Origin of the sequence: Streptomyces sp. SN-593, assembly GCF_016756395.1 — a bacterium.
In the GTDB taxonomy this organism is placed as follows: domain Bacteria; phylum Actinomycetota; class Actinomycetes; order Streptomycetales; family Streptomycetaceae; genus Actinacidiphila; species Actinacidiphila reveromycinica.
This window is the reverse complement of the sequence record NZ_AP018365.1, coordinates 3,715,888-3,738,149: the sequence shown is the minus strand read 5'-3', so window position 1 is coordinate 3,738,149 and position 22,262 is coordinate 3,715,888. Positions and strand designations below refer to the sequence as shown.

15 protein-coding genes and 2 tRNA genes are annotated in these 22,262 nt (G+C 74.0%); 5 read left to right on the top strand and 12 right to left on the bottom strand.

Annotation, left to right across the window (positions count from 1 at the left end):
- The 3 genes from hrpA to RVR_RS15370 form a co-directional block, all read right to left on the bottom strand.
- Entirely contained in the window at positions 1–3,978 is a 3,978-nt protein-coding gene (gene hrpA / locus RVR_RS15380) for an ATP-dependent RNA helicase HrpA (protein ID WP_202234388.1), read from the bottom strand.
- Between the two features lie 148 nt (positions 3,979–4,126).
- A tRNA-Phe gene (locus RVR_RS15375) sits at positions 4,127–4,200 on the bottom strand.
- 4 nt (positions 4,201–4,204) lie between these two features.
- Positions 4,205–4,279 (bottom strand) — tRNA-Asp (locus RVR_RS15370).
- Positions 4,280–4,622: 343 nt separating this feature from the next.
- Here RVR_RS15370 and RVR_RS15365 point away from each other — a divergent pair.
- Positions 4,623–5,465: a PhzF family phenazine biosynthesis protein gene (locus RVR_RS15365; RefSeq protein WP_202234387.1), complete on the top strand. Its 843-nt coding sequence runs from the start codon at positions 4,623–4,625 to the stop codon at positions 5,463–5,465.
- A gap of 66 nt (positions 5,466–5,531) precedes the next feature.
- Here RVR_RS15365 and RVR_RS15360 read toward each other — a convergent pair whose 3' ends face one another.
- Positions 5,532–7,280 carry a TIGR03767 family metallophosphoesterase gene (locus RVR_RS15360; RefSeq protein WP_202234386.1) on the bottom strand — a complete coding sequence of 583 codons (1,749 nt, stop codon included), beginning with the start codon at positions 7,278–7,280 and terminating at the stop codon, positions 5,532–5,534.
- A 338-nt stretch (positions 7,281–7,618) separates the two neighbouring features.
- Positions 7,619–8,377 carry an SDR family oxidoreductase gene (locus tag RVR_RS15355; protein WP_202234385.1) on the bottom strand — a complete coding sequence of 253 codons (759 nt, stop codon included), beginning with the start codon at positions 8,375–8,377 and terminating at the stop codon, positions 7,619–7,621.
- A 158-nt stretch (positions 8,378–8,535) separates the two neighbouring features.
- On the opposite strand from RVR_RS15355, the gene RVR_RS15350 reads away from it, so the two are divergent.
- Positions 8,536–9,105, top strand: coding sequence for a TetR/AcrR family transcriptional regulator (locus tag RVR_RS15350; protein ID WP_202234384.1), 570 nt, complete (start codon positions 8,536–8,538; stop codon positions 9,103–9,105).
- 129 nt (positions 9,106–9,234) lie between these two features.
- Here the strand turns inward: RVR_RS15350 and RVR_RS15345 are convergent, their stop codons facing one another.
- Positions 9,235–9,756 carry a MarR family winged helix-turn-helix transcriptional regulator gene (locus tag RVR_RS15345; protein ID WP_237404769.1) on the bottom strand — a complete coding sequence of 174 codons (522 nt, stop codon included), beginning with the start codon at positions 9,754–9,756 and terminating at the stop codon, positions 9,235–9,237.
- A 244-nt stretch (positions 9,757–10,000) separates the two neighbouring features.
- On the opposite strand from RVR_RS15345, the gene RVR_RS15340 reads away from it, so the two are divergent.
- Positions 10,001–12,310 carry an FUSC family protein gene (locus tag RVR_RS15340; protein ID WP_202234382.1) on the top strand — a complete coding sequence of 770 codons (2,310 nt, stop codon included), beginning with the start codon at positions 10,001–10,003 and terminating at the stop codon, positions 12,308–12,310.
- A gap of 112 nt (positions 12,311–12,422) precedes the next feature.
- On the opposite strand, the gene RVR_RS15335 is transcribed toward RVR_RS15340, so the two are convergent.
- From RVR_RS15335 to RVR_RS15310, 6 genes are all read right to left on the bottom strand, one after another.
- On the bottom strand, positions 12,423–14,390 hold the full coding sequence (locus RVR_RS15335; RefSeq protein ID WP_202234381.1) for an ABC transporter ATP-binding protein: 1,968 nt from the start codon (positions 14,388–14,390) through the stop codon (positions 12,423–12,425).
- Between the two features lie 540 nt (positions 14,391–14,930).
- Positions 14,931–16,811, bottom strand: a complete 1,881-nt coding sequence (locus tag RVR_RS37590; RefSeq protein WP_237404768.1) for a sodium/solute symporter — start codon at positions 16,809–16,811, stop codon at positions 14,931–14,933.
- Complete coding sequence (locus RVR_RS15325) at positions 16,808–17,602, bottom strand: hypothetical protein (RefSeq protein ID WP_202234380.1); 795 nt, start codon at positions 17,600–17,602, stop codon at positions 16,808–16,810. Before RVR_RS15325 ends, RVR_RS37590 begins: the two co-directional genes overlap by 4 nt.
- Positions 17,599–18,444: a LytR/AlgR family response regulator transcription factor gene (locus tag RVR_RS15320; protein ID WP_237404767.1), complete on the bottom strand. Its 846-nt coding sequence runs from the start codon at positions 18,442–18,444 to the stop codon at positions 17,599–17,601. The genes RVR_RS15325 and RVR_RS15320 overlap by 4 nt, the downstream gene beginning before the upstream one ends.
- Positions 18,441–19,610 (bottom strand): sensor histidine kinase, encoded by a 1,170-nt coding sequence (locus tag RVR_RS15315; protein WP_237404766.1) that lies wholly within the window; start codon positions 19,608–19,610, stop codon positions 18,441–18,443. The genes RVR_RS15320 and RVR_RS15315 overlap by 4 nt, the downstream gene beginning before the upstream one ends.
- A gap of 212 nt (positions 19,611–19,822) precedes the next feature.
- Positions 19,823–20,620 carry a helix-turn-helix domain-containing protein gene (locus RVR_RS15310; protein ID WP_202234378.1) on the bottom strand — a complete coding sequence of 266 codons (798 nt, stop codon included), beginning with the start codon at positions 20,618–20,620 and terminating at the stop codon, positions 19,823–19,825.
- Positions 20,621–20,788: 168 nt separating this feature from the next.
- Between RVR_RS15310 and RVR_RS15305 the strand changes: the two genes are divergently transcribed.
- Positions 20,789–21,649 (top strand): helix-turn-helix domain-containing protein, encoded by an 861-nt coding sequence (locus RVR_RS15305; RefSeq protein ID WP_202234377.1) that lies wholly within the window; start codon positions 20,789–20,791, stop codon positions 21,647–21,649.
- Positions 21,646–22,161, top strand: a complete 516-nt coding sequence (locus RVR_RS15300) for a DUF6907 domain-containing protein (RefSeq protein ID WP_202234376.1) — start codon at positions 21,646–21,648, stop codon at positions 22,159–22,161. Before RVR_RS15305 ends, RVR_RS15300 begins: the two co-directional genes overlap by 4 nt.
- Positions 22,162–22,262 lie beyond the last annotated feature (101 nt).

Here is a 22,262-nt window from a genome sequence, read left to right as displayed (position 1 = left end):
TCAGGAGCCAGGCCGCGACCAGGCGGCGTCCAGGGCCTTGAAGACGCGCTTGTCCGAGACCGGGAACGCGGTGCCGAGGGCGTGCGCGAAGTAGCTGACCCGCAGTTCCTCGACCATCCAGCGGATGTCGCGGACCGCGGCGGGCACGGGGCGCCCGGCGGGCCGTGCGGCCAGCAGTTCGGCGTACTCCGCCTGGATCTCGCGGACCTTCTCCATGCGTGTGGTGTCGCGCTGGACGCCCGTCGGCATCTGCTGGAGGCGCCGGTCGGCGGCCACCAGGTAGCGCATCAGGTCGGGGAGGCGCTTCAGGCCCGCCGCGGTGACGAAGCCCGGGTACACCAGGCCGGCGAGCTGCTCCCGGACGTCCTGGACGTTCGCCGCGAGCACCGGGCTCCCGGTGTCCTTCAGCCGGCCCTCGCAGGAGTGCCAGGCGGCCAGCACCTGCTGGACCTGCCGGATCGCGCGGCCGGTCAGCTCGACCAGGTCGGCGCGCACCGCGTCGAAGAGCTTGCGGTAGCCCTCCTCGTCCCAGGCCGGGCCGCCGTGCTCGGCGATCAGCCGGTCCGCTGCCGCCGTGGCGCAGTCCTCGAACAGGCCCTGGACGCTGCCGTGCGGGTTGCGGGACAACGCCAGCTTCTGCTGGTTGGAGAGCTTGTCGGCGGCGAACTTGGCCGGGTTGACCGGCACGTTCAGCAGGATCAGCCGGCGGGTGCCGCGCCACATCGCCTCGGCCTGCTCCGCCTCGGTGTCGAACAGCCGCACCGCGACCGACGCCCCCTCGTCCACCAGGGCGGGGTACGCCTTGACCGGCTGGCCGGCACGCCGGGCCTCGAACGTGCGCGGGAGGGCCCCCACCGTCCAGTCGGTGAGGCCGGTGCGCTGCGGGGCGGTGGCCAGCGCCGGGTCGGAGGACCGCTCGAACGCCTTGGTGATCGCCTCCCGCGTCTTCGGCCGCAGCCGCTGCTTGAGCGCGTCGAGGTCCTTGTCCTCGGTGTGGCCGGCCACCTTGCGGCGCCGCTCGTCCACCACCCGGAAGGTGATCTTGAGGTGGTCGGGGACCTTCGACAGGTCGAAGTCCTCCGCCGAGACCCGCACCCCGACCATCTGCTGGAGCTCCCGCGCCAGGACGACGGGGAGCGGGTCGGGGCCGGCCGCGACCCGGTCGAGGAACGCCTTCGCGTAGTTCGGCGCCGGGACGTAGTGGCGGCGGATCGGCTTGGGCAGCGAGCGGATGAGTTCGGTGACGACCTGCTCGCGCAGGCCCGGGATCTGCCAGTCGAAGCCGTCGGGCACCACCTGGTTGAGCACCGCGAGCGGGATGTGGACGGTCACGCCGTCGGCGTCCCCGCCCGGCTCGAACTGGTAGGTCACCCGGAACTTCAGCGCGCCCTGCCGCCAGGAGTCGGGGTAGTCGGCCTTGGTGACCGCCTCCGCGTTCTCGTTGATCAGCATGGAGTGCTCGAAGTTGAGCAACTCCGGTTCCTCGCGCCGCTTGTGCTTCCACCAGGAGTCGAAGTGGGCGCCGGACACCACGTGTTCGGGCAGCTTGCCGTCGTAGAAGTCGAAGAGCGTCTCGTCGTCGACGAGGATGTCGCGGCGGCGGGCGCGGTGCTCCAACTCCTCGACCTCGCCCAGGAGCTTGCGGTTGTCGTGGAAGAACTGGTGGTGGGTGCGCCAGTCGCCCTCGACCAGGGCGTTGCGGATGAACAGCTCGCGGGAGGTCTCCGGGTCGATCCGGCCGTAGTTCACCTTGCGCTGGGCGACCAGCGGGACGCCGTAGAGCGTCACCTTCTCGTAGGCCATCACCGCGGCCTGGTCCTTCTCCCAGTGCGGCTCGCTGTAGCTGCGCTTGACCAGGTGCTGTGCCAGGGGCTCGACCCAGTCCGGCTCGATCCGCGCGTTGACCCGCGCCCACAGCCGGGAGGTCTCCACCAGTTCGGCGGACATGATCCAGCGCGGCGGCTTCTTGAAGAGCGCGGAGCCGGGGAAGACCGCGAACTTCGCGCTGCGGGCGCCCAGGTACTCGTTCTTGTCGGTGTCCTTCAGGCCCAGGTGCGACAGCAGGCCGGCCAGCAGCGACACGTGGACCCGCTGCGGATCGGCGGCGTCCTGGTCGCCGGCGGGCTCGGGGCCGACGGTGATGCCGAGCGACCTGGCGACACTGCGCAACTGGCTGTAGATGTCCTGCCACTCGCGGATGCGCAGGTAGTTGAGGAACTCCGCCCGGCAGGTGCGGCGGAAGGCGGAGGAGGACAGCTCCTTCTGCTTCTCGCGCAGGTAGGCCCACAGGTGCAGGAAGGACAGGAAGTCGCTGCTCTCGTCCTTGAACCGGGCGTGCTGCTGGTCGGCCTGGGCCTGCTTGTCGGCGGGGCGCTCGCGCGGGTCCTGGATGGACAGCGCGGCCGCGATCACCATCACCTCGCGCACGCAGCCGTTGCGGTCCGCCTCCAGCACCATCCGGGCCAGCCGCGGGTCGACCGGTAGCTGGGCGAGCTTGCGGCCGGTCTGGGTGAGCCGCTTGCGCGGGTCCTTCTGCTGCGGATCGAGCGCGCCGAGCTCTTCGAGGAGCTGGACGCCGTCCTTGATGTTCCGGCTGTCCGGCGGGTCGATGAACGGGAACCTCGCGATGTCGCCGAGCCCGGCGGCGGTCATCTGAAGGATCACCGAGGCGAGGTTGGTGCGCAGGATCTCCGCGTCGGTGAACTCCGGCCGGGACAGGAAGTCGTCCTCGTCGTACAGCCGGATGCAGATGCCGTCGGAGGTGCGGCCGCAGCGGCCCTTGCGCTGGTTGGCGCTGGCCTGGCTGATCGGCTCGATCGGCAGCCGCTGCACCTTGGTGCGGTGGCTGTAGCGGGAGATGCGGGCGGTGCCCGGGTCGATCACGTAGCGGATGCCCGGGACGGTCAGCGAGGTCTCCGCCACGTTGGTGGCCAGCACGATCCGGCGGCCGGTGTGCTGCTGGAACACGCGGTGCTGCTCGGCCGACGACAGCCGCGCGTACAGCGGCAGCACCTCGGTGCCGCGGAGCTGCCGCCTGGTGAGGGCGTCGGCGGTGTCGCGGATCTCCCGCTCGCCGGAGAGGAAGACCAGGATGTCGCCGGGGCCCTCGGCCTGGAGTTCGTCCACCGCGTCGCTGATCGCGGTGATCTGGTCCCGGTCGGCCTCGGTCGAGCCCTCCTCCAGCAGCGGCCGGTACCGCACCTCGACCGGGTAGGTGCGCCCGCTCACCTCCACCACCGGCGCGTCGCCGAAGTGCCGGGAGAAGCGCTGCGGGTCGATGGTGGCGGAGGTGATGACGACCTTGAGGTCGGGGCGGCGCGGCAACAACTGGGCGAGGTAGCCGAGGATGAAGTCGATGTTCAGGCTGCGCTCGTGGGCCTCGTCGATGATGATCGTGTCGTAGGCGCGCAGCTCGCGGTCGGTCTGGATCTCGGCGAGCATGATGCCGTCGGTCATCAGCTTGACCAGGGTCGAGTCGCCCACCTGGTCGGTGAAGCGGACCTTCCAGCCGACCGCCTCGCCCAGCGGGGTGCGCAGCTCCTCCGCGACGCGCTCGGCGACGGTCCTGGCCGCGATCCGGCGCGGCTGGGTGTGGCCGATCAGCCCGCGCACGCCGCGGCCCAGCTCCAGGCAGATCTTGGGGATCTGGGTGGTCTTGCCGGAGCCGGTCTCGCCGGCGACGATCACCACCTGGTGGTCGCGGATCGCCGCGAGGATCTCGTCCTTCTTCTGGCTGACCGGCAGCGCCTCGGGGTAGGTGATCCGCGGCACGGCCGCCCGGCGCGCGGCCGTCCGGGTCTCCGCCCTCCCGATCTCCGTGTCGATCTCGGCGAGCACCGCGGCGCGCGCCTCCGGCTTGCGGATGCGGCGGGCGCCGTCGAGCCGCCGGCCGAGCCGCTGCTCGTCGCGCGAGGAGAGCGCGGGCAGCCGCGCGGCGAGTTCGGAGAACTCGGCGGGGGAGGAGGGTTGCGTAGACATACGCGATCCAGCATCGCACCTGCCGGCGAGGAGCGGCCAACCCATTTCCACGGTATTCGGGGCGTCCGGGGCGCCCGTCCTGGACCGGGGTGACACGGATCACGACGAAGGGCCCGCCTCCGATGGAGGCGGGCCCTTCGTCGTGCGGTGGCTGGGGCCGGGGTCGAACCGGCGACCTACCGCTTTTCAGGCGGTCGCTCGTACCAACTGAGCTACCCAGCCGCAGCGGTCCTGACGGGATTTGAACCCGCGGCCTCCACCTTGACAGGGTGGCGAGCACTCCAAACTGCTCCACAGGACCTTGCGTGGTGCGGCACAAGTGTGACACATGATGTGCCGTGCTTCCGCACCGGTTTTCCGCGACGCCTGCGCCATGCCCTCCGGGCCGCCGGAGATCCCGGGGGACTTCCTGTTGCCGTTCGGACATTTCGGCGGGCCGATGTCGCTTGATCAGCGTAGCAGAATCGGGGCGGTGCCCCTGCACGCGCGCCGTGCCGGGCGGGCGCACGGAGCCGGCGTGGGAGCGGGCGTGGGAGCGGGCGTGGGACGGGGTGGGGGCGGGCGTGGGAGTCGGCGCCGGAGCCGGCCGGTAAGCAGCCGTAAGGGCTTTGACGGCGCCGCGGCGCGCTGGCTAGCGTGCGGCCATGGACGTGCTCAGATACGTGGCGTTCGCCACCGACGCCTCCGGGGGGAACCCGGCGGGCGTGGTGCTGGACGCGAGCGGGGCCAACGAGGCCGGGATGCTGGCCGTCGCCGCCGAAGTCGGCTACTCGGAGACGGCGTTCGCCGTGCCGCGCCCCGACGGCGACCTCGACGTCCGCTACTTCAGCCCGCTGGCCGAGGTGTCGTTCTGCGGGCACGCGACCATCGCCACCGCGGTCGCCCACGCGCACGTCCACGGTCCGGGCACGCTGGTCCTCCACACCGCGGCCGGTCCGGTCCGGGTGGTGTCCTCCCTCGGCCCGGACGGTGTCGGCGCCGCCGAACTGGTGAGCGTTCCGCCCCGGTCGGAGCCGCTGTCCGCGGCCGACCTGGCCGCCCTGCTCGCCGCGCTGCGCTGGTCCGCGGCGGAGCTGGACCCGGCGCTGCCGCCGCGGGTCGCCTACGCCGGCGCCCGGCACCCGGTGATCGCCGCCGCGACCCGCCGGCGGCTGGCGGCGCTCGACTACGACATGGCCGCGCTCGGCGACCTCATGCGCCGCCGCGACTGGACCACGGTCGACCTGGTCTGGCGGGAGTCGGAGACGGTCTTCCACGCCCGCAACCCCTTCCCGCCCGGCGGCGTGGTCGAGGACCCGGCCACGGGCGCGGCGGCCGCCGCGTTCGGCGGCTACCTGCGCGAGCTGGGCCTGGTCGCGCCGCCGGCCACGCTCACGGTGCACCAGGGCGACGACCTGGGTCGGCCGAGCGTCCTGACCGTCGCCGTCCCCGCGGACCCGGCCGCCGGGATCGGTGTGCGCGGCGCGGCCGTACCGATCCCGGACTGACGCGCGGTCGTACGCCCGGTCCGGCCGCCCGGTTCGGACGGACGGTCCGTACGCCCGGTGCCCGGCTCAGGCGCCCGGCCTGGCCAGCAGGAGTTCGGTGTTGTGGTCGGCGGAGCCGCCGAGCTTGGCGGCGGGGGTGGCGTAGGGGTCGTTGAAGGACAGCTCGCGGTAGAGGGCGGCGAGGTCGGGCTCGGTGGTGGCGGTGAAGTCGGTCGCGTAGGGCGCGGCGGACTCCACGAGGGTGGTGAACAGCGACAGGGTGCCGTCGTGGTTGTCGGCGATCTCGATGAGCCGCGCGTGCTGCGGGAAGTCCACGTGCGAGGCGGTGTTGATCTCCCAGAACGCGCGCTCGGGGACGGCGTGGCCGTGCGGCGTGATGAGGTTGGCGTGCGTGTGGCCGTTCACCCAGGCCACCACGTTCGGGTAGCGCTGGAGCAGGGCGACCAGCTCGGTGCCGGTGTGCCGGCCGTCGAACAGGTTGTACGGGTCGGGCAGCGTGTTGCCCATGGTGGTGCTGGTGTGGTGGCTGAACAGGACAACGAGCTGGTCCTGGGAGCCGCGGCGCACCACGGTGCCGTCGGTGTCGTACCAGTGCGTGCTGTACGACTGGAGGACGGACTCCAGCCACTTCAGTTGGGCGGAGCCGATGGAGCCGTCCGCCCAGCCGGCGCGGTTGGTGGTGTCGAGGCTGACGCCGAGGACCCCGTCGGAGATCGGGAAGGTGTAGTAGAGCTTGCCGCTGTCGGCGGCCGCCTGGGTGAAGCCGTGGCCGTACGGGCCCGGGCCGGTGCGGGCGGTGTCGAGGTGCGCCTGGGCGAACTGCTTCGGGGTGAAGGGGGCGCGGCGGGCGTCGGGGGTGACCGGGCGGACCGGGCCGCCCCCTTCGAGCAGGCCGAGCAGGAGGGCGACCGCGGACGCCGGGTCGTGCTGGATCGCGTCCGCGAGCTTGGCCGCGGTCGCGTCGTCCACGCCCTCGATCTTGCCGCCGCCGGTGTAGAGGGAGCCCAGCAGGCCCAGGTCGGGCAGGGTGCCCTCGATGCTGTCGTCGTGGTTGCCGACCGTGGTGTACCAGGGGGTGCGCAGCCCGCTCGCGGTGAACGGCCGTCCGGCGGCGGCCAGGAAGCCCGGCACCTGCGGGAAGCCGGCCGCCTTGTAGTCGTCCTGGAAGGACGACTCGGGGTTCCAGTACAGCGCGGAACCGGAGTTCTGCACGCCCTCGTAGCGGGAGGTGTCCCCGGTGTTCGGGGTGATCGCGCCGCCGCTCATCACCGTGAGGTACCAGTCGAGTTCGACCTGCTCGTGGTTGTCGGTGTTGTCGCCGGTCGCCATCACCAGGGAGAAGGGCAGGCCCGTGTAGGGGCCGCCGGAAAGCGAGTTGACCCGGTCGACGAGGGAGGCGGCGCCGCGCACGGTCAGTGCCTCGTGCGGGCGGTAGGCGGAGTCGATGTACTTCGCGAGGTACTCGAAGCGCACCGGCGACTCGGTGTCGGCCAGGTGCAGGTCCGTGAACTGCACGAAGGAGGCGAGGCCGGTGCGCGCGGTGTCCCGCCCGGCGCCGCCCGCGGCCAGCTCGGTGCGCACGACCAGCGGCCAACCGGGCCCGGCCGCGAGCCTCTTGTACGCGCCGGTGCCGGTGGCCGTCGCGGCCTGGGCGAGGGTGGTGCCCTCGACGGCCACGGCGCGGGCGGCCGACGCGGCGACCGCGCGGTCGCGGGCCGCCGCCGACGCGAACGGGCCGTCCACCAGGGTCAGGGCGGCGGCGGCCGCGGCGGCGGAGGCACCGGAGAGGAACTGGCGTCTGCTGGCTGCGCCCATGGACAAGTCTCCTGACGGTGGTCGGGTCGGCACGCGTGACGGCTGCTGCCGCGGTCGTGGTCCGGCCGGTCGTGGTCCGGTACGGCCGGGGTACGGCCGACCGCGCCACGGCCGGTGGGGTGCGGCCCGCGCCGGGGGTGGCTCCGGTGCGCGCCCGGCTCCGTATTACCAGTGGGTAACGGCCAACCGCCATAGTGCCGACGCATGTTCACGTCCGAGGGGCCGCCGCGTGAACCCGCCGTGAAGCGCCGGCGGCCGGACGCGGCGGGGCCGGCGGGCGGCGGCCGGTGGGCCGGGCAGGGGGAGGGGGAGGGGGCTCGGTGCGTCAGGGGGCGGGGTCAGCTCTGGGCCGTCGGGCGGACCACGATCTCGTTGACGTCCACGTCGTCCGGCTGCTCGATCGCGTAGCCGATGGCCCGGGCGATCGCGTCCGGCGGGATGGCGATCTCGTCGCGCCGGGCGAGCAGTTCGGCGCGCAACCGCGGGTCGGCCGCGCTGCCCGCGAAGTCGGTGTGCACGAAGCCCGGCGAGACGGAGGTGACGCGGATGTGCGGGCCGGCCTCCTGGCGCAGGCCCTCGCAGATGGTGCGGGCGGCGTTCTTGCTCGCGGCGTAGACCACCTGGCCGGGGACGATGCGCAGGCCGGCGGTGGACAGGGTGGTGACGAAGTGGCCGGACCGCTGGGCGCGGAAGACCGGCAGGGCCGCGGCGATGCCGTGGAGCAGCCCCTTCACGTTGATGTCGATCATGTCCTCCCAGTCCTGCGTCCTCAGGTCGTCGAGCGGGGCGACCGGGCCCACCCCGGCGTTGCCCACCAGGACGTCGAGCCGGCCGAAGCGCTCCTGGGCGAGGGCGACCAGCGCGGCCAGGTCCTCGGCGCGGCGCACGTCGGTCCGGGCGGTCACGGCCTCGCCGCCCTCCGCGGTGATCCGCTCGGCGAGCGCGTCCAGCCGGTCCGTGCGCCGGGCGCCGAGCACCAGCCGGGCGCCGCGGCCGGCGAGCAGCAGCGCGGTGGCCTCGCCGATGCCGCTGCTGGCGCCGGTGAGGGCGACGACCTTGCCCTGGAGGGGCGTGGCGGTGGTGCCGGGGGTGGTCATGGGTGCTGCTCCTCGCGGGGGTCGCGGTATCGTCGGACGAGAAGCGGACACGCGTCCGCTTCCGTTCTCCACCGTAGTGGACACGTGTCCGCTTATCAAGGCACCCGGCTCCCGCCGCTCCGGCGCGGCGGCTCGGCGGGGCCGGAAGGAAGGGAGCCATGGGCGAGCGAGCGACCAGGCGCGCCGACGCGGAGCAGAACCGGGCCCGGATCGTGGACGCGGCCCGGGTGGCGCTGACCGAGTCCGCCGACGCGACGCTGAACTCGATTGCGAAGCGCGCGGGCGTCGGACAGGGCACCCTCTACCGGCACTTCGCCACCCGCGAGGCGCTGCTGCTGGCCGTCTACCGGCAGGACATCGAGGAACTGCTGCGGGCGGCGCCGGAACTGCTGCGCACCCACGCTCGACAGCCCCTGGAGGCACTGCGGTTGTGGCTGGACCGGCTCGCGGCGTACGGGCGGATCAAGCACGGCGTCGCGCAGGCGGTGGAGGCGGCGACCCGGGCGGACCTGTCCAACGCGTACTACGGGCCGGTGATCGACACGATCGGCTCGCTGCTGAGGGCCGGGCAGGACGCCGGCGTGGTGCGGGCGGACGTGGCCGCGCCGGACGTGCTGCTGCTGGTCGACTTCCTGTGGCGCACCGACCAGGGACCGGACTGGGAGCCGCGCACCCGGCACCTGCTCGGCCTCGTGCTCGACGGGCTGCGGCCGCCGGCGGACGGGTGAGGGCGGACGACCGCCGGCGGACGGGTGGGGGCCGCGGACGGGTGGGGACCGCAGGCGGGGCGGGCCGGGCGCGCGGTGGTGGCCGGTCGGGAGTGCGGGTGGGGAGCGTCCGGCGCGGCGGGCCCGCGGTCAGCGGACGTCGGCGGGAGCCGGGGCGGCCGCGCGTTCGGTGTCGGCGAGGTACTTGCGGGTGACCGCGCCGTTGTACTTGGCGAACATCGCGCCCAGCGTGCGCAGTTCCTCCTCGGTCCAGCCGCCGAGCATGTCGGCCAGGCTCTGCGCGCGGGCGGCGCGTACCGCGTCCATGCGGCGCAGCCCGTCGGCGGTCGGCGTGATGATGCTGCGCCGGCGGTCGGCGGCGGCCGGCGCGCGCCCGACCAGGCCCTGCCGGCACAGCGCCGAGACCTGCCGTCCGACGGTGGACGGGTCGAGGCCGAGCGCGGCGGCCAGCGTGTTGATGTCCTGCGGCCCGACCTCGGAGAGCGTGCGCAGCAGCAGGTACTCGGCGCGGTCGAGGTCGTCGTGGATGTCGCTGCGCCGGTGGAACATCTCGAAGTTGCGCACCAGCACCGCGGTCTGGCGTTCGATCACGTCGAGCGCCGCGAGGCCGCCGTCCGCGCCGGTCACGCCGGTCGTGCTGTCCAGGTTCACGGATACCGCTCCAATGCCGGTACGATGCATGTTAATATCGGCATTATACCGATGATAGGCACGGTCCACGGTCCTGGTGTGCGGCGGGGAGCCGCGGCGGGGCCGATCGGCGCGGGGCGGGGCACGGGAACCGGCCGCCCGCGCGCGTGGCGAGCACGGCTGCACCGACGACCGCTGATGGCGCGCGAACCGCGGCACCCGCGAGCGGGCAGCGAGGGCACGGCGAGAGGGGCACTGGACACGTATGGCCGCAACCGGCTGGTTATCCGAGACGTGGGACCGTGTGGTCGGCTCCGACCCGGGACTGCAACGGCTGCGCGGCGCACTGGCCGCCGCGGTCGCGATGAGCACGACGCTCGGCATCGAGTACGTGTACGGCCGGGCCACCGACCGCGGACCGCAGGGCACCCTCGTGGTCATGCTGATCGGCACGGTCATGGCGATGATGGGGTCGATGGCGCTGGGCGACGCCGCCGGGCCCTTGCGGAAGCTCGGCACCGCGGCCTTCTTCCCGGTCGCGATCGGGACCGGCATGGTCGTCGGGATCTGCGTCGCCGGGCGCACCGACACGAAGCTCGCGGTGTTCGTCGTCGTGATGTTCGCGGCGGTCTTCATACGCCGCTTCGGCACGCCGTTCTTCTTCTACGGCTTCATGATGTGGATGGGCTACTTCTTCGCGTCCTTCCTCGGCGCGACCTTCTCCCAACTGCCCTCCCTGCTCGTCGCGGTGGCCATCGCGGCCGCCTGGGTGCTGCTGCTGATGACGACGGTGCTGCGCACCCACCCGCAGCGCACCCTGGCCCGGGTCCGGCGGGCCTTCGCCGCCCGGGCCCGCTCGGTCGCCCGGGTCTGCGCCGACCTGCTGGAGACCGACCCGCGCGACGCGCGCCGGCTGGCCCGGCTGCGCCGCAAGCTGCACTCGCGGCAACTGCGGCTCGCCGAGGCCGCGCTGGTGATAGAGGGCTGGTCGGGCACTCCGGGCGCGATACCCGCGGGCTTCTCGGCCGCGACCGTGCGCCGGCGGGTGCTCGACGCCCACCTGGCGGTCGACGCGCTGGCCGGCGCCGCGGACGCGATGGCCGGCACCGACGCCCGCCACGCCGCCGAGGCCGCGAAGATCGCGGACCATCTGGCCGGCGGCGACCACCGCGCCGCCGAACGGGCCGCCCGCCGGCTGCTGGACCGCTACGACGAGGCCGGCCGGACCGGCCCGGCGCAGGCCGCCGGGCAGCCGGCGCCACGGGACATCGACGGCCTGGCGCACCATCTGGCCTCCGCCGCCTGGGAGTTGGCCACGCTCACCGGCGAGGCCGGGGTGCCGGACCCGGCCGTGGACGGCGAGGAGGACTTCGAGCCCGCGGTCACCCTCGCGATGGGGGTGCTGCCCGGCTCTGCGGCCGTGGCCCTGTCGGTCAGCGCGCGCAGCCGCTGGAACCCGCTCGGCAGGCTGTCGCTCACCACCCGGCAGGCGGTGCAGGTCGCGGTCGCCGGCAGCCTGGCGATCCTCGTCGGGCGCGAGCTGTCACAGGCCCGCTACTACTGGGCGGTGATCGCCACGTTCATCGCGTTCACCGGCACCGCGACCCGCTCCGAGACGTTCATCAAGGCGGGCAACCGCGTGGTCGGCACGCTGGTCGGGCTCGGCGCGGGCATCGGGCTGGCGCACCTGACGGCGGGGCACACCTACTGGATCATCACGGTCATCATCCTGAGCATGTCCTGCGGTTTCTACCTGGTGAGCGTCTCCTACGCGGCCATGATCTTCTTCGTCACGATCATGGTGTCGCAGCTCTACAGCGAACTCCACGAGTTCACCGCGGGGTTGCTCATGCTCCGGCTTGAGGAGACCGCGATCGGGGCCGCGATCGGCATCGGCGTCGCACTGGTGGTCCTGCCGACGAGCACCCGCGACACCGTCTACAGCGCCCGGGTCGGCTACTACACGGCGCTCGGCGAGCTGCTGCGGGCGTGCGCGGCGTCGCTGGCCGCTGAGCCGGCGGCCGGGCCCGCCGCCGGGCGGGCGGCGGACGGACTGGACGCGCAGGTGCGGGTGGTCGATCACCGGCTCCAGCAACTCGCTCTCGTCGCAAGGCCGTTGACGCTTCCGCTGGTGTGGGGGAACGACCCCCGGGTGATGCGGCACCGGCTCACGCTGTACGCCGCGGTGACCCGGCAGATCCGGGCGCTCGCGGTCGGCCCGCGGCGGGCCCCCGGCCTGCCCCCGGCGCCCCATCTCGCGGCCGCCGCGGGCGCGTTGGCGGACGCGGCGACGGCGCTCGCGCTCGCGCCGAGCCCGCAGAGCCGGCCGGCGCCGGAGGTGGAGCGGGCGTTGCGGGCGGCCGACGCCGCGATGCTCGCGGCCCGGCCCGCACCGGGGACGGTGCTTCCCGCGGTGACGCGACCGCTGCTCCGGCTGCGGCAGTTGCTGCGGGAACTCGCGGTGCAGGGGCCCGCGCCCGAGCAGTCCGGCTCCGCCGGCTCCGGCTCCCGCGTCGTCGCCTCCAGCGACGCCGCCACGGCCACCCGCTCCCCCCGCGCCCCGTCCGCCCGGTAGCCGACCTCCCGGCCCGCCTCCTCGCACGCGGGCGGGCGGGCGGGGACGGATGGCGCCGCCCGCCGCGCCGCTCCGGCCGCCCCGCTCCCGCCGGGGCTTCGCCCGGGCGGGGTCATCCGGCGGCGGTGCCGGGTTGGAGGCTCGCGTAGAGGCCGCCCCGGGCGAGGAGTTGGGCGTGGGTGCCCGATGCGGCGAGGTGCCCCGCCTCCAGGACCAGCACGCGGTCGGCGAGAGCCGCGACGCTCATGTCGTGGCTGACGACGACGGTCGTGCGGCCGGCCGACAGGCGGCGCAGCGCCGGCAGCAGGTGGTGCACCGCGGATGCGTCGAGTCCGGTGGTGGGCTCGTCGAGGACGAGGACGGGGCTGTCCCGGAGGAGGGCGCGGGCGATCGCGATCCGCTGGAGCTGGCCGCCGGACAGCCCGGTGGAGCGCGGGGCGAGCGGGGTGAAGTAGCCGTCGTCGAGCGCGCGGACGAAGGCGTGCGCGCCGGCGGCGCGGGCGGCCCGCTCGATCTCCGCGTCCGTCGCGCCCGGCCGGCCGCACGCGATGTTCTCCCGGATGCTGCCGCTGAGGACGTGCGCACGCTGGGGCAGCAGCGTGACGTGCTCCCGCAGCCGGTCGAGCGGCAGGTCCCTGAGGTCGGTGCCGTCCAGCAGGATCGACCCCGCGTCCGGGTCGTAGAAGCGGGTCAGCAGGGCGAGCAGCGTGGACTTGCCCGCGCCGCTGGGCCCGGTGACCACCACGACCTCGCCGGGGGCGGCGGTGAACGACACGTCCCGCAGCACGGACCGACCCGCGCCGGGGTAGCCGAAGCGGACTCCGCGCAGTTCGAGCCGGCCGCCCCCGGAGCGGGCGGGGAGGCGCGGCGCGGCAGCCGGGCCGCGCCCCCCTGGGGACTTCGGCTCGCCCGTGCCGAGCGCCTTCCCGGCGCCGGGGCCGGCCGCAACGACCGTGCGGGCCGTACCGTCCGCGCCGACCACACCGGGCGGGCTGTCCGTGCCGTCCGCGTCGACCGCGCCGGGTGGGCCGGCCGGGTCGGCGCGAGCCGCGGGGACCTCGGGGTCCCGCACGGCCGGCCGCGCGTCGAGGATGTCGAACAGCCGCTCGGCCCCGGCGGACGCCGCCGTGGCGGTCAGCGCGAGGCCCCCCAGCGAGCGGATCGGCGGGTAGAGGTAGCCGACGAACGCGGCGAACGCGAGGAGTTGGCCCAGCGACATCCGGCCGGCGGAAATTTCCCAGGCGCCCAGGCCGATGATGCCGAGCACGCACAGGGTCTCGACCACCTCGATCGACTGCCGGTAGCCCTCGTCGAGCCGCGCGCCCCGCACGGCCGCCCGCAGCCACGCGCGGGCTGCGCCCTCCAGCCGCTGCGCCTCGGCGCGTTCGCGGTTGTACGCCTGGGTGAACGGCATGTTGTCGAGTGCCTCGGCGACCACCGACGTGAGCGCGCCGTCCGCCCGGCGCTCCTGGCGGGAGACCGCGCTCATGCGGCCGGACAGGACCTTGGCGGCGTACAGGAACAGCGGCGCGGTCAGGAAGGTGGCCAGGGCCAGGTCCCAGCGCAGCCACAGCGCGGCGGCGGCGTAGAGCAGCGCGCCGAGCAGCGCGGACACGCCCTGGAGGACGCCGGAGACCGCCATCTGCTCCACGGCCTCCACGTCACCGGTCAGTCGCTCGACCAGGTCCCCGTGGCGGTGGCGCTGGAAGTAGTGCGGCGGGAGGGTCTGGAGGTGCCGGAAGACCGCGGCCCGCAGCCGCAGGACGAAGCGTTCGGCCAGCAGGGCGGCGAGTGAGTTGCCGAGGTAGCCGAGCAGGGCGGTCACGACGGCCACGGCCAGCCACTGGACCGCGGGCGTCCAGAAGCCGTCGAGGTCGCCCTCGCGGAGCGCGCCGTCGGTGAGCTCGCCGAACAGCAGGATGGCCGCCGTCTCGCCGAGCGCGGTCAGCAGCGAGAGGCAGCAGACCACCAGCATCCACACCCGGTCGCCCGCCGTCAGCGGCCAGAAACGGCGCACCGCCGTCCGGACGGCCGCGCCCGGCTCCGGTCGTCGGGCGAGGCCCTGCGACAGCGTGTCCATTCCGCTCCACCTCTCCACCCTCTCCTCGCACGGGCCCTCGCCCGCACGTCGCCGAGGCGGGTTCCGGGGCCGCCGGCCCCGGAACCCGCCTCGACACCGTCGGCGTCAGCGGCGCGGACGCTTCCGGCGCGGGGTCGGCGCGGGCTTGTGGGCCGGACGCTTCGGCGCGGCCTTGTGCTGGGCGGGAACGATCTTGCGGAAGCTCATGGCATCTCCTCGGTGGGTGTTTCCGTTTGCCGCCCCGTTCGGTGGCGACGAGAAAAACGTACGACGGAATCCGGCGTGGAATCCACCGTATTCGCTGAGATGACGCTTAATTGCGAGCGGTGCGAAATTCATCGACGGGAGGGAACCATGTGTGCAGGTGACAGGCAATCACAAAAGATCGGACGGTGAACGGGGCGGGCGTTTCCGCATTCCCATGACTCACCCAGAACTTATTTACCCGCTCACCCCACGCATTCGCCGTGGACGGCCGGAGCGGCGGTCTTCGGCGGACGTTCGGGACACCGCGGGGGTGTTCCCGGTGCTGGACGGACATCATTCCGGCGCCGGGCCGGTGACCTCCTCGGGGAGGTGCATGCGGAGCATCACCCGGTCCACGGCGGCGGCCGAGACGCGGTCGCGGGTGAGGAGGGACCCCACGACCATGACCGCGAAGGCGATCGGCACCGTCCACGCGGCCGGCTCCTCCAGGAGCGCGGCGGCCCACCCGTGGCCCGGTCCGCGGACACTGGTGACGACGACGGCCGCCGCGGCGAGCCCGCCGCCCGTCACGAGCCCGGCCAGCGCCCCGCGGTCGGTGAGCCCGCGCCACCAGATCCCGAGCACCAGCAGCGGGCAGAAGGAGGACGCGGCGACCGCGAACGCGAGCCCGATGGCGTCGGCGACCGGCAGTCCGGACGTCATCGTGGCCATCACCAGCGGCGGCACCCCCGCCACCAGCGAGGCCCACCGGAAGCCGCGCGCCGACCCGCGCAGCAGGTCCTGCGAGACCACTGCGGCCACCGACACGGTCAGTCCCGACGCGGTGGACACGAACGCGGCGAACGCCCCCGCGGTCGCCAGCGCCGCGAGCAGCCGTCCGGCCTCCCCGCCCTGCACGATCTGCGGCAGCACCAGCACCGCGGTGTCCGTCCTCCCGGTGAGCAGGAGTTGGGGCGCGAACACCCGCCCGAGCGCCCCGTAGACCGGCGGCAGCAGGTAGAAGACGCTCAGCAGGACGAGGACCAGCAGCGTCGTACGGCGGGCCGCCCGCCCGTCGGGGTTGGTGTAGAAGCGCACGAGGACGTGGGGCAGGCCCATGGTGCCGAGGAAGGTGGCGAGCAGGATCGAGTACACCGCGTACAGCGGGTGCGCGCGGCCGCCGGCACCGGACAGCGGGCGGGCCCACCGCGCCCCGGTCGCGGGCGCGAGGCCCACCTGGTGCGGTACCGGCACCCCGGCGGGAAAGGTGAGCCGGGCACCGGCGCCCGCGGAGTGCTCGCCGACCGCGAGCCGTACGGTGCCGCCGCCCCGGCCGGCGGGTGCGGACTCCCCGCCCCGCGCGGGGAGTTCGGTCGGCCCGGTGTCCGCGGTCGTGCCCGTGCCGGCGGCCGCGCCCGCCCTCGCCTCGTCGTCCGTGCCGGCGCCCCCGCTGGCGCCCCCGCCCCCGCCCGCCTTCGCGCCCGGGTACGTGCGCCCGTCCAGCGAGCCGCTGACCTCGATGGTCACCGGCGCGCGGACGTCGAAGCGCACCGCGTCCTGGACGCGGACCACCGTGCGGTGCGGGAAGCGCGGCACGCCGTCGCCGGTGAGGGCGGGCGACCCGGCGTTCCGCCAGGCCAGCACCAGGAACAGCGCGGGCACCGCGATCGCGATCAGCTTCAGCCAGAAGTGCAGGCCCTGCACGAGGGTGACGCTGCGCATGCCGCCCGCGGCCGACACCACGACCACGGCGCCCGCGACCACCACCGCGCCCGCCCACCGCGGCGCCCCGGTCACCGTCTGCAACGTGAGCCCGGCACCCTGGAGTTGGGGTGCCAGGTAGAGCCACGCGATCACCGCGACCAGCAGGCCGGCCACCCGGCGCACCGCGGTGGAGCCGAGCCGTTCCTCGGCGAAGTCCGGCAGCGTGTACGCGCCCGAGCGGCGCAGCGGCGCCGCGATCAGCAGCAGGAGGACCAGGTAGCCGGCCGCGTAGCCGACCGGGTACGCCAGCATGTCCACGCCGTAGGCCATCACCAGGCCGGCGACGCCGAGGAAGGACGCCGCCGACAGGTACTCGCCGCTGATCGCGGAGGCGTTCCACAGCGGTGAGACCTCGCGGGAGGCCACGTAGAAGTCGGAGGTGGCGCGGGACAGCCGCAGCCCGTACACCCCGACGGCGACGGTCGCCACGAGGACGGCGCCGAGCGCGGCGAGGCCGAGCGCGGGGTTCACCCGGCACCGGGATTCGCCGAACCGGAGTCGGTGGGGCCCAAGTTCGCGGTCCCGGAGGACGGCGCACCGGAACGGGCCGAACCGGTGCCGGGCGGGGCGGTGCCGGGCGGGCCGGGGGACGCCTGGCCGGGGTCCGCGGAGCCGGAACGCGCCGTGCCGGCGTCCGGCGAACCGCTGTCCCGCGAATCGGCGTCCGGCGAACCGGTGTCCTGCGCGCCGGCGTTTCGCGAACCGCTGTCCCACGAACCGGATTCCGCAGGGGCGGCGCCCCTCCGGTGGGGGCCGGTCCCACCGGAACCGGGGGATACGGCACCGGTGTCGGAGGCAGCGCGCCCTGAACCGGGCTGTACGGCGGGGGAGTCGGCGATCACCCCCGTGGAGCCCGGTGCCGTCCCCGGGTCCGGTCCGTTCAGCAGGTCGGTGAAGTCCCGCTCCACCCGCTCCGCGTGCCGGACGTGGAACCAGGCCATGCCGAGCAGCACCGGGTAGGCCACCACGCCGAGCAGCAGCCAGGCCAGCCGGAAGCCGTGGACCTCGGCGGTCCGCAGCCCCGGCAGCAGCGCGAACGCGGCGGGGACCCCGCCGAGCACCACCGCCAGCACCGCCAGCACGCCCAGCGCGAGCCGCAGTTGGTCGCGGACGAGCGAGCGCACGTAGACCTGGGCGAGCCGCGGCTGCGCGTGCAGGTCGGCGGGCCGGGCCCGCGCCGACCAGCCGCCCGGGCGGTGCCTGCGCGGGCCGGAGACCGCGGTCCGGCGGGGCGGCGGCCCCGGCTGCTGCCCGGCGCTCACGTCCGGCCGCCCGGCCCCGGCCGCGGCGCCCACCGGGTCAGCAACTCCCGCAGCTCGCGCGAGTGCCGCCTGCTGACCGGGAGCTCGCCCCCGGCGACCCGTACCGTCCAGTGCCCGGCGTCCGAGCGCAGTTCCTCCACGTGGCCCAGCGACACCAGGAAGCGCCGGTGGATGCGGAGGAAGCCGTGCGGGGCCCAGCGTTCCTCCAGCACCGCCAGCGGGACCCGGAGCAGGGGCGCCCCGCCGCGGGTGTGCAGGCGCACGTAGTCGCCCTGGGCCTCGACGTAGGAGACCTCGTCACGGGAGACGAAGCGGGTCACGCCGCCGGCCTCGACGGGTATGCGGTCGTCGGGCGGGGCCGGCTGCGCGAGCCGGTCCGGCGCCGAACGGGCGTGCGTGGCAACGCTGTCGGACCCGGCCGCGGCCGGCCCGCCGGGTTCCGGCCCGGGGCCGCCCGGGGCGGCGCCCCCGCTCTCGATCAGCGCGGCGACCCGCCGCACCGCCTCCGCCAGGCGCTGCGGGCCGACCGGCTTGAGCAGGTAGTCGCAGGCGTTGAGCGCGAACGCCGACACCGCGAAGTCGTCGTAGGCGGTGACGAACACCACCGCCGGCGGGTGCGCGAACCGGCCCAGCACCCGCATCAGTTCCAGGCCGTCGAGGCCCGGCATGCGGATGTCCAGGAAGACGGCGTCGGTGCTGCCGTCCTCCAGCAGCCGCAGCGCCTCCTCGCTGCCGCCGGCCGCCAGCACCCGGCCCACCCGGCGGTCGCCGCGCAGCAGGTAGGTCAGCTCCTCCAGCGCGGGCGGCTCGTCGTCCACCGCGAGGACCTGCAGCGGTCTCACGAAGCGTGCACCCCGTTCCGGTACTTGGGCACCCTGACGTTGATCTTCGTCCCCGCGCCCGGTGCGGTCTCCACCACGAGTCCGTACTCGTCGCCGAACACCGTGCGCAGCCGCTCGTCCACGTTGCCCAGGCCCAGCGAGTCCCCGCCGGCCTTTCCGGCGAGCTGCGCGCGCACCCGCTCAGGGTCCATGCCCACGCCGTCGTCCTCCACACTGATCCGGCACTCCGTACCGGCGTCCTCCGCCCGGATCGTGATCCGGCCCGAACTGGCCTTCGGACCCAGGCCGTGCCGGACCGCGTTCTCCACCAGGGGCTGGAGGCAGAGGAACGGCACGGCCACCGGGAGGACTTCGGGGGCGATCAGCAGGTCCACCCGCAGTCGCGCGCCGAACCGGGCGCGCTCCAGGCGCAGGTACTGGTCGACGGAGTGCAACTCCTCGGCCAACGTGCTGAACTGCCCGTGGCGGCGCAGGCTGTAGCGGGTCAGCTCGGCGAACTCCAGCAGGAGTTCGCGGGCCTGGTCCGGGTCGGTGCGGACGAAGGAGGCGATGGCGGTGAGCGAGTTGTAGACGAAGTGCGGGGATATCTGGGCGCGCAGCGCCTTCAACTCCGCCTCGATCACCCGGGTCCGGGAGCGGTCCAGCTCGGCGAGTTCGAGCTGCGAGATCACCCAGTGCGCGACCTCTCCCGCCGCCCGGACCAGCCCCGCCGACACCTGCCGGGCGTACACCGACAGCGCGCCCACCACCAGGCCGTCCACCACCAGCGGCACCACGACCGCGCTGCGCACCGGGCAGTCCAGGTCCTCGCAGGCGATCGCGTCGGCCGGCACCACCCACGGGCGGCCGGCGTCCATCGCGTCCCTGGCGTGCGCGACGGCCTGCGCGGCGTGCCTGCGGCCGGGGCCCTCCCAGGCGAGGAGGCTCTCCTCCCCGACCACCGCCAGCGCGGGCGTGCCCAGCAGTTCGCGCAGATGGCGGGCGGCGCGCTTCGCGGAGTCGGCGTTGAGGCCGTCGCGCAGCGGCGGAGCCGCCAGGGACGCCTGGTGGAGCGTCGCGTACGCGGCCCTGTCCGCGGGGGTGCCGAAGCCCCGCCGACCGCGGACCAGCCAGAAGAGGGCCGCCGCGACGCCCGCGACCACCAGGGTGACCGACACCGTGAGCATGCTGTGCATTATCCGCCGGGCCGAGCCGCACGGGGCCGCGTCCGCGGGGTTCGTCCGGGTTCCGGGCGCCCTCGGCAGGCGGATGAGGCCGTTGGCCGAGGTCCTGGGAGTTGCCGCTCAGCGTCCCGAAAGTGGGACGGAACATCCCTGTGGCGATCCCCCCGTTTCGTCGCCCCAGCCGCGCGGGGAGTTGAGGCGCGTTGCTGTGAAAGCTATCTCGGGGTGTTCGTGTCGTCAGAGGGGAGGCGGGCGTATCGGGCGAGGGTGGCCCTGTTCGTCGACGGGTCCTCGAAGGTCAGCTCCCAAGGCCCGGTGTTCATGTCCATCTCCTTGCCGAACCCGACCCACTTGCCCGCCATGCGACGCCCCGTCGGCTCGGCCAGCATCTGAATGGCGCCGTGGTAGCGGGCACCGCGGTAGTAGCTCTCACCGGCCGTCTGTTCCACCCAGGTCCCGGTGACGACACTCCCGTCTACGGTGAGGTCCACGGTGAGGTCCGAGTCCGACGAGCCCGGAATGCTGCGCACCGTCAGCCGGTTGCCGTGCTGGAGCACGACGACGTAGTGCAGCCCGGTGAAGGTCTGGCCCCGGCTGCTGGAGTAGTACTCGTAGCGGCTGAGCCACACCCCGCTGTAGTTGCCCTGCAACACCGGTTGCGGGGCGCGCCCGTGGCCGGGCGCGGCAGCGACACGGGCAGCGCTGCCGGTCGTGGCGGGCGTGAGGTCGTGACCGCCGTCGCCGTCATCCACCACACGCCCCTGCGGGATCGCCGTCGCGAAGCCGAGGGACTCGATGGGCAGACCGGTGATGGATTCCAAGGCGCGTGCGTAGACGGGCCGGGGCGCTGCGGTGGTACCCGCTTCCCAACGCTGCACCAGTCGCTTGCTCGCGTCGTTGGGCTGCCCGGCACGTTCACCCGCCGCTCGCAGGGCGCGAGCGAACTCGTCCTGGCTCATGAGCAATCCCATGCGGATGGCCCGCAGCGTACTGTTCGGCGTCGCTGTCGTCATGCCGATCACGCTAGCCCCTGACGCGTCGCAATGACACCCGAATGACGCCTTTGGTGACGCCGGAATGACGCCTCGAATGCCGTCGCGGTAAGCGATGTAGCGGCGACATTCTGTGACCGTTCCCTTGGTGGTGCTCGTACCGGGCGTACGGGCAGGAGGAGGTCTGCGATGAACACGGACGGTGGCGTGAAGGGCATCGACTGGGAGGGGTTGTCGGCGCGGGAGTGGTATGCGAGTGAGTTGGCGTATCGGCGGCAGGAGGCCGGGCTGACGTTGGTGCAGTTGGCGGAGCTGTGCCTGTACGAGCAGTCCTACCTGCACAGGTTGGAGCGGGGGTCGCGGCTCGGGACGGTGCAGGCGGCTGCCGCGTTGGACAAGGTGTACGGGACGGGCGACCTGTTGGTGCGGCTGTGGCACCTGGCGAAGCGGGAGGCGAAGGAGCGGCCGTTCGCGGGGTTGGCGCCGTTGGAGGCGGTGGCGGCGAGTATGCAGGAGTACGCGGCCGGTGCGGTGCCGGAGCTGCTCCAGACCCGCGCGTACGCCGAGGAGCAGGTGCGCGCCCTGCGTCCAGGCACCGCCGAGCGGTTGGGCGCGCGGGTGGCGGGGCGGTTGGCGCGGCAGGAGCGGTTGACCGATCCGGACCCGGTGCATTACCGGGCGTTGATCGACGAGGCGGTGCTGCGCAGGAAGGCGCGGGATGCGCGGACGTGGACCGAGCAGGTGGAGCACCTTCTCCAGGTGGCGCAGCTCCCGGACGTCTCGCTGCATGTGGTGCCGTTCGGTGTGGGGCCGCATCCGCTGTGCGGGTCGCTGGAGTTGATTCATCTTCCGCAGGGGCGCACGGTCGCGTACGCGCCGAGCAGTTGCGGTGATCGTGTCGTGGAGGAGCCGGAGGAGGTCGAGCCACTGCGGCTGGCGTACGACAGGTTGCGGGACGCGGCGTTGTCCCCGGCGGACTCGCTGGCGTTCCTGCGCGAGCTGCTGGCCGAGCACACCGGAACCGGCCCGGCGGAGGGTGCTGCGTCGTGATCGCCGCACCCGAAGCGGCTGCCGTCGCCGCGCTACGCACCTGCGGCGCGCCCCGGACCTGGCGGGTCACGGCGACCAACGGCGTGACGGTGTCGGGGTATCTGCCGCCGTGGGCGTTCGAGGACCCGAGCATGACCGCGGTGGAGCCGCCCGGTCTTCCTGTCGCCCTGGTCGATGTGGAGTTGTTCCGGTACTTCGACGGCGTGGCGGGTTCGCTGGCCGGTCCGGACGACGGTGTGGACGAGGACGGCGTGATCACGCCCTTCTGCGCGGTGACCTGCCGCCCCTTCGCCGACCGCGAGGCCCCCGAAGTGCCGGCGCACCCGGTGCTGACCGTGCAGGTCAGCGGGAGCGAGGAGACCGTGTGCCACGATCCGGGCGAACTGGCCGTTCTCATCGGGCGGTTGCGGGCGCACACGGACTATCTCGACCGGCACGTGCTGCCCGCGTTCACCGTGATCCACCGGGACTGGGAAGCCCACCACCGCACCGCCACGGAGCCGTCCTCATGAGGCGCGACGCGTCGGCGTGACAGGCGCCCCACAATTCCCTTCGCGCGGTTCCGCGCGTTCCCGGCGACGGACCGTTCGCCGCGGATGGGGGACCGTTCACC

What these genes read in the sequence shown, in the direction of transcription:
- hrpA (WP_202234388.1), bottom strand. Translation starts at nt 3,978, where the DNA reads ATGTCTACGCAACCCTCCTCCCCCGCCGAGTTCTCCGAACTCGCCGCG.
- RVR_RS15365 (WP_202234387.1), top strand. Translation starts at nt 4,623, where the DNA reads ATGGACGTGCTCAGATACGTGGCGTTCGCCACCGACGCCTCCGGGGGG.
- RVR_RS15360 (WP_202234386.1), bottom strand. Translation starts at nt 7,280, where the DNA reads ATGGGCGCAGCCAGCAGACGCCAGTTCCTCTCCGGTGCCTCCGCCGCC.
- RVR_RS15355 (WP_202234385.1), bottom strand. Translation starts at nt 8,377, where the DNA reads ATGACCACCCCCGGCACCACCGCCACGCCCCTCCAGGGCAAGGTCGTC.
- RVR_RS15350 (WP_202234384.1), top strand. Translation starts at nt 8,536, where the DNA reads ATGGGCGAGCGAGCGACCAGGCGCGCCGACGCGGAGCAGAACCGGGCC.
- RVR_RS15340 (WP_202234382.1), top strand. Translation starts at nt 10,001, where the DNA reads ATGGCCGCAACCGGCTGGTTATCCGAGACGTGGGACCGTGTGGTCGGC.
- RVR_RS15335 (WP_202234381.1), bottom strand. Translation starts at nt 14,390, where the DNA reads ATGGACACGCTGTCGCAGGGCCTCGCCCGACGACCGGAGCCGGGCGCG.
- RVR_RS15315 (WP_237404766.1), bottom strand. Translation starts at nt 19,610, where the DNA reads ATGCTCACGGTGTCGGTCACCCTGGTGGTCGCGGGCGTCGCGGCGGCC.
- RVR_RS15310 (WP_202234378.1), bottom strand. Translation starts at nt 20,620, where the DNA reads ATGACGACAGCGACGCCGAACAGTACGCTGCGGGCCATCCGCATGGGA.
- RVR_RS15305 (WP_202234377.1), top strand. Translation starts at nt 20,789, where the DNA reads ATGAACACGGACGGTGGCGTGAAGGGCATCGACTGGGAGGGGTTGTCG.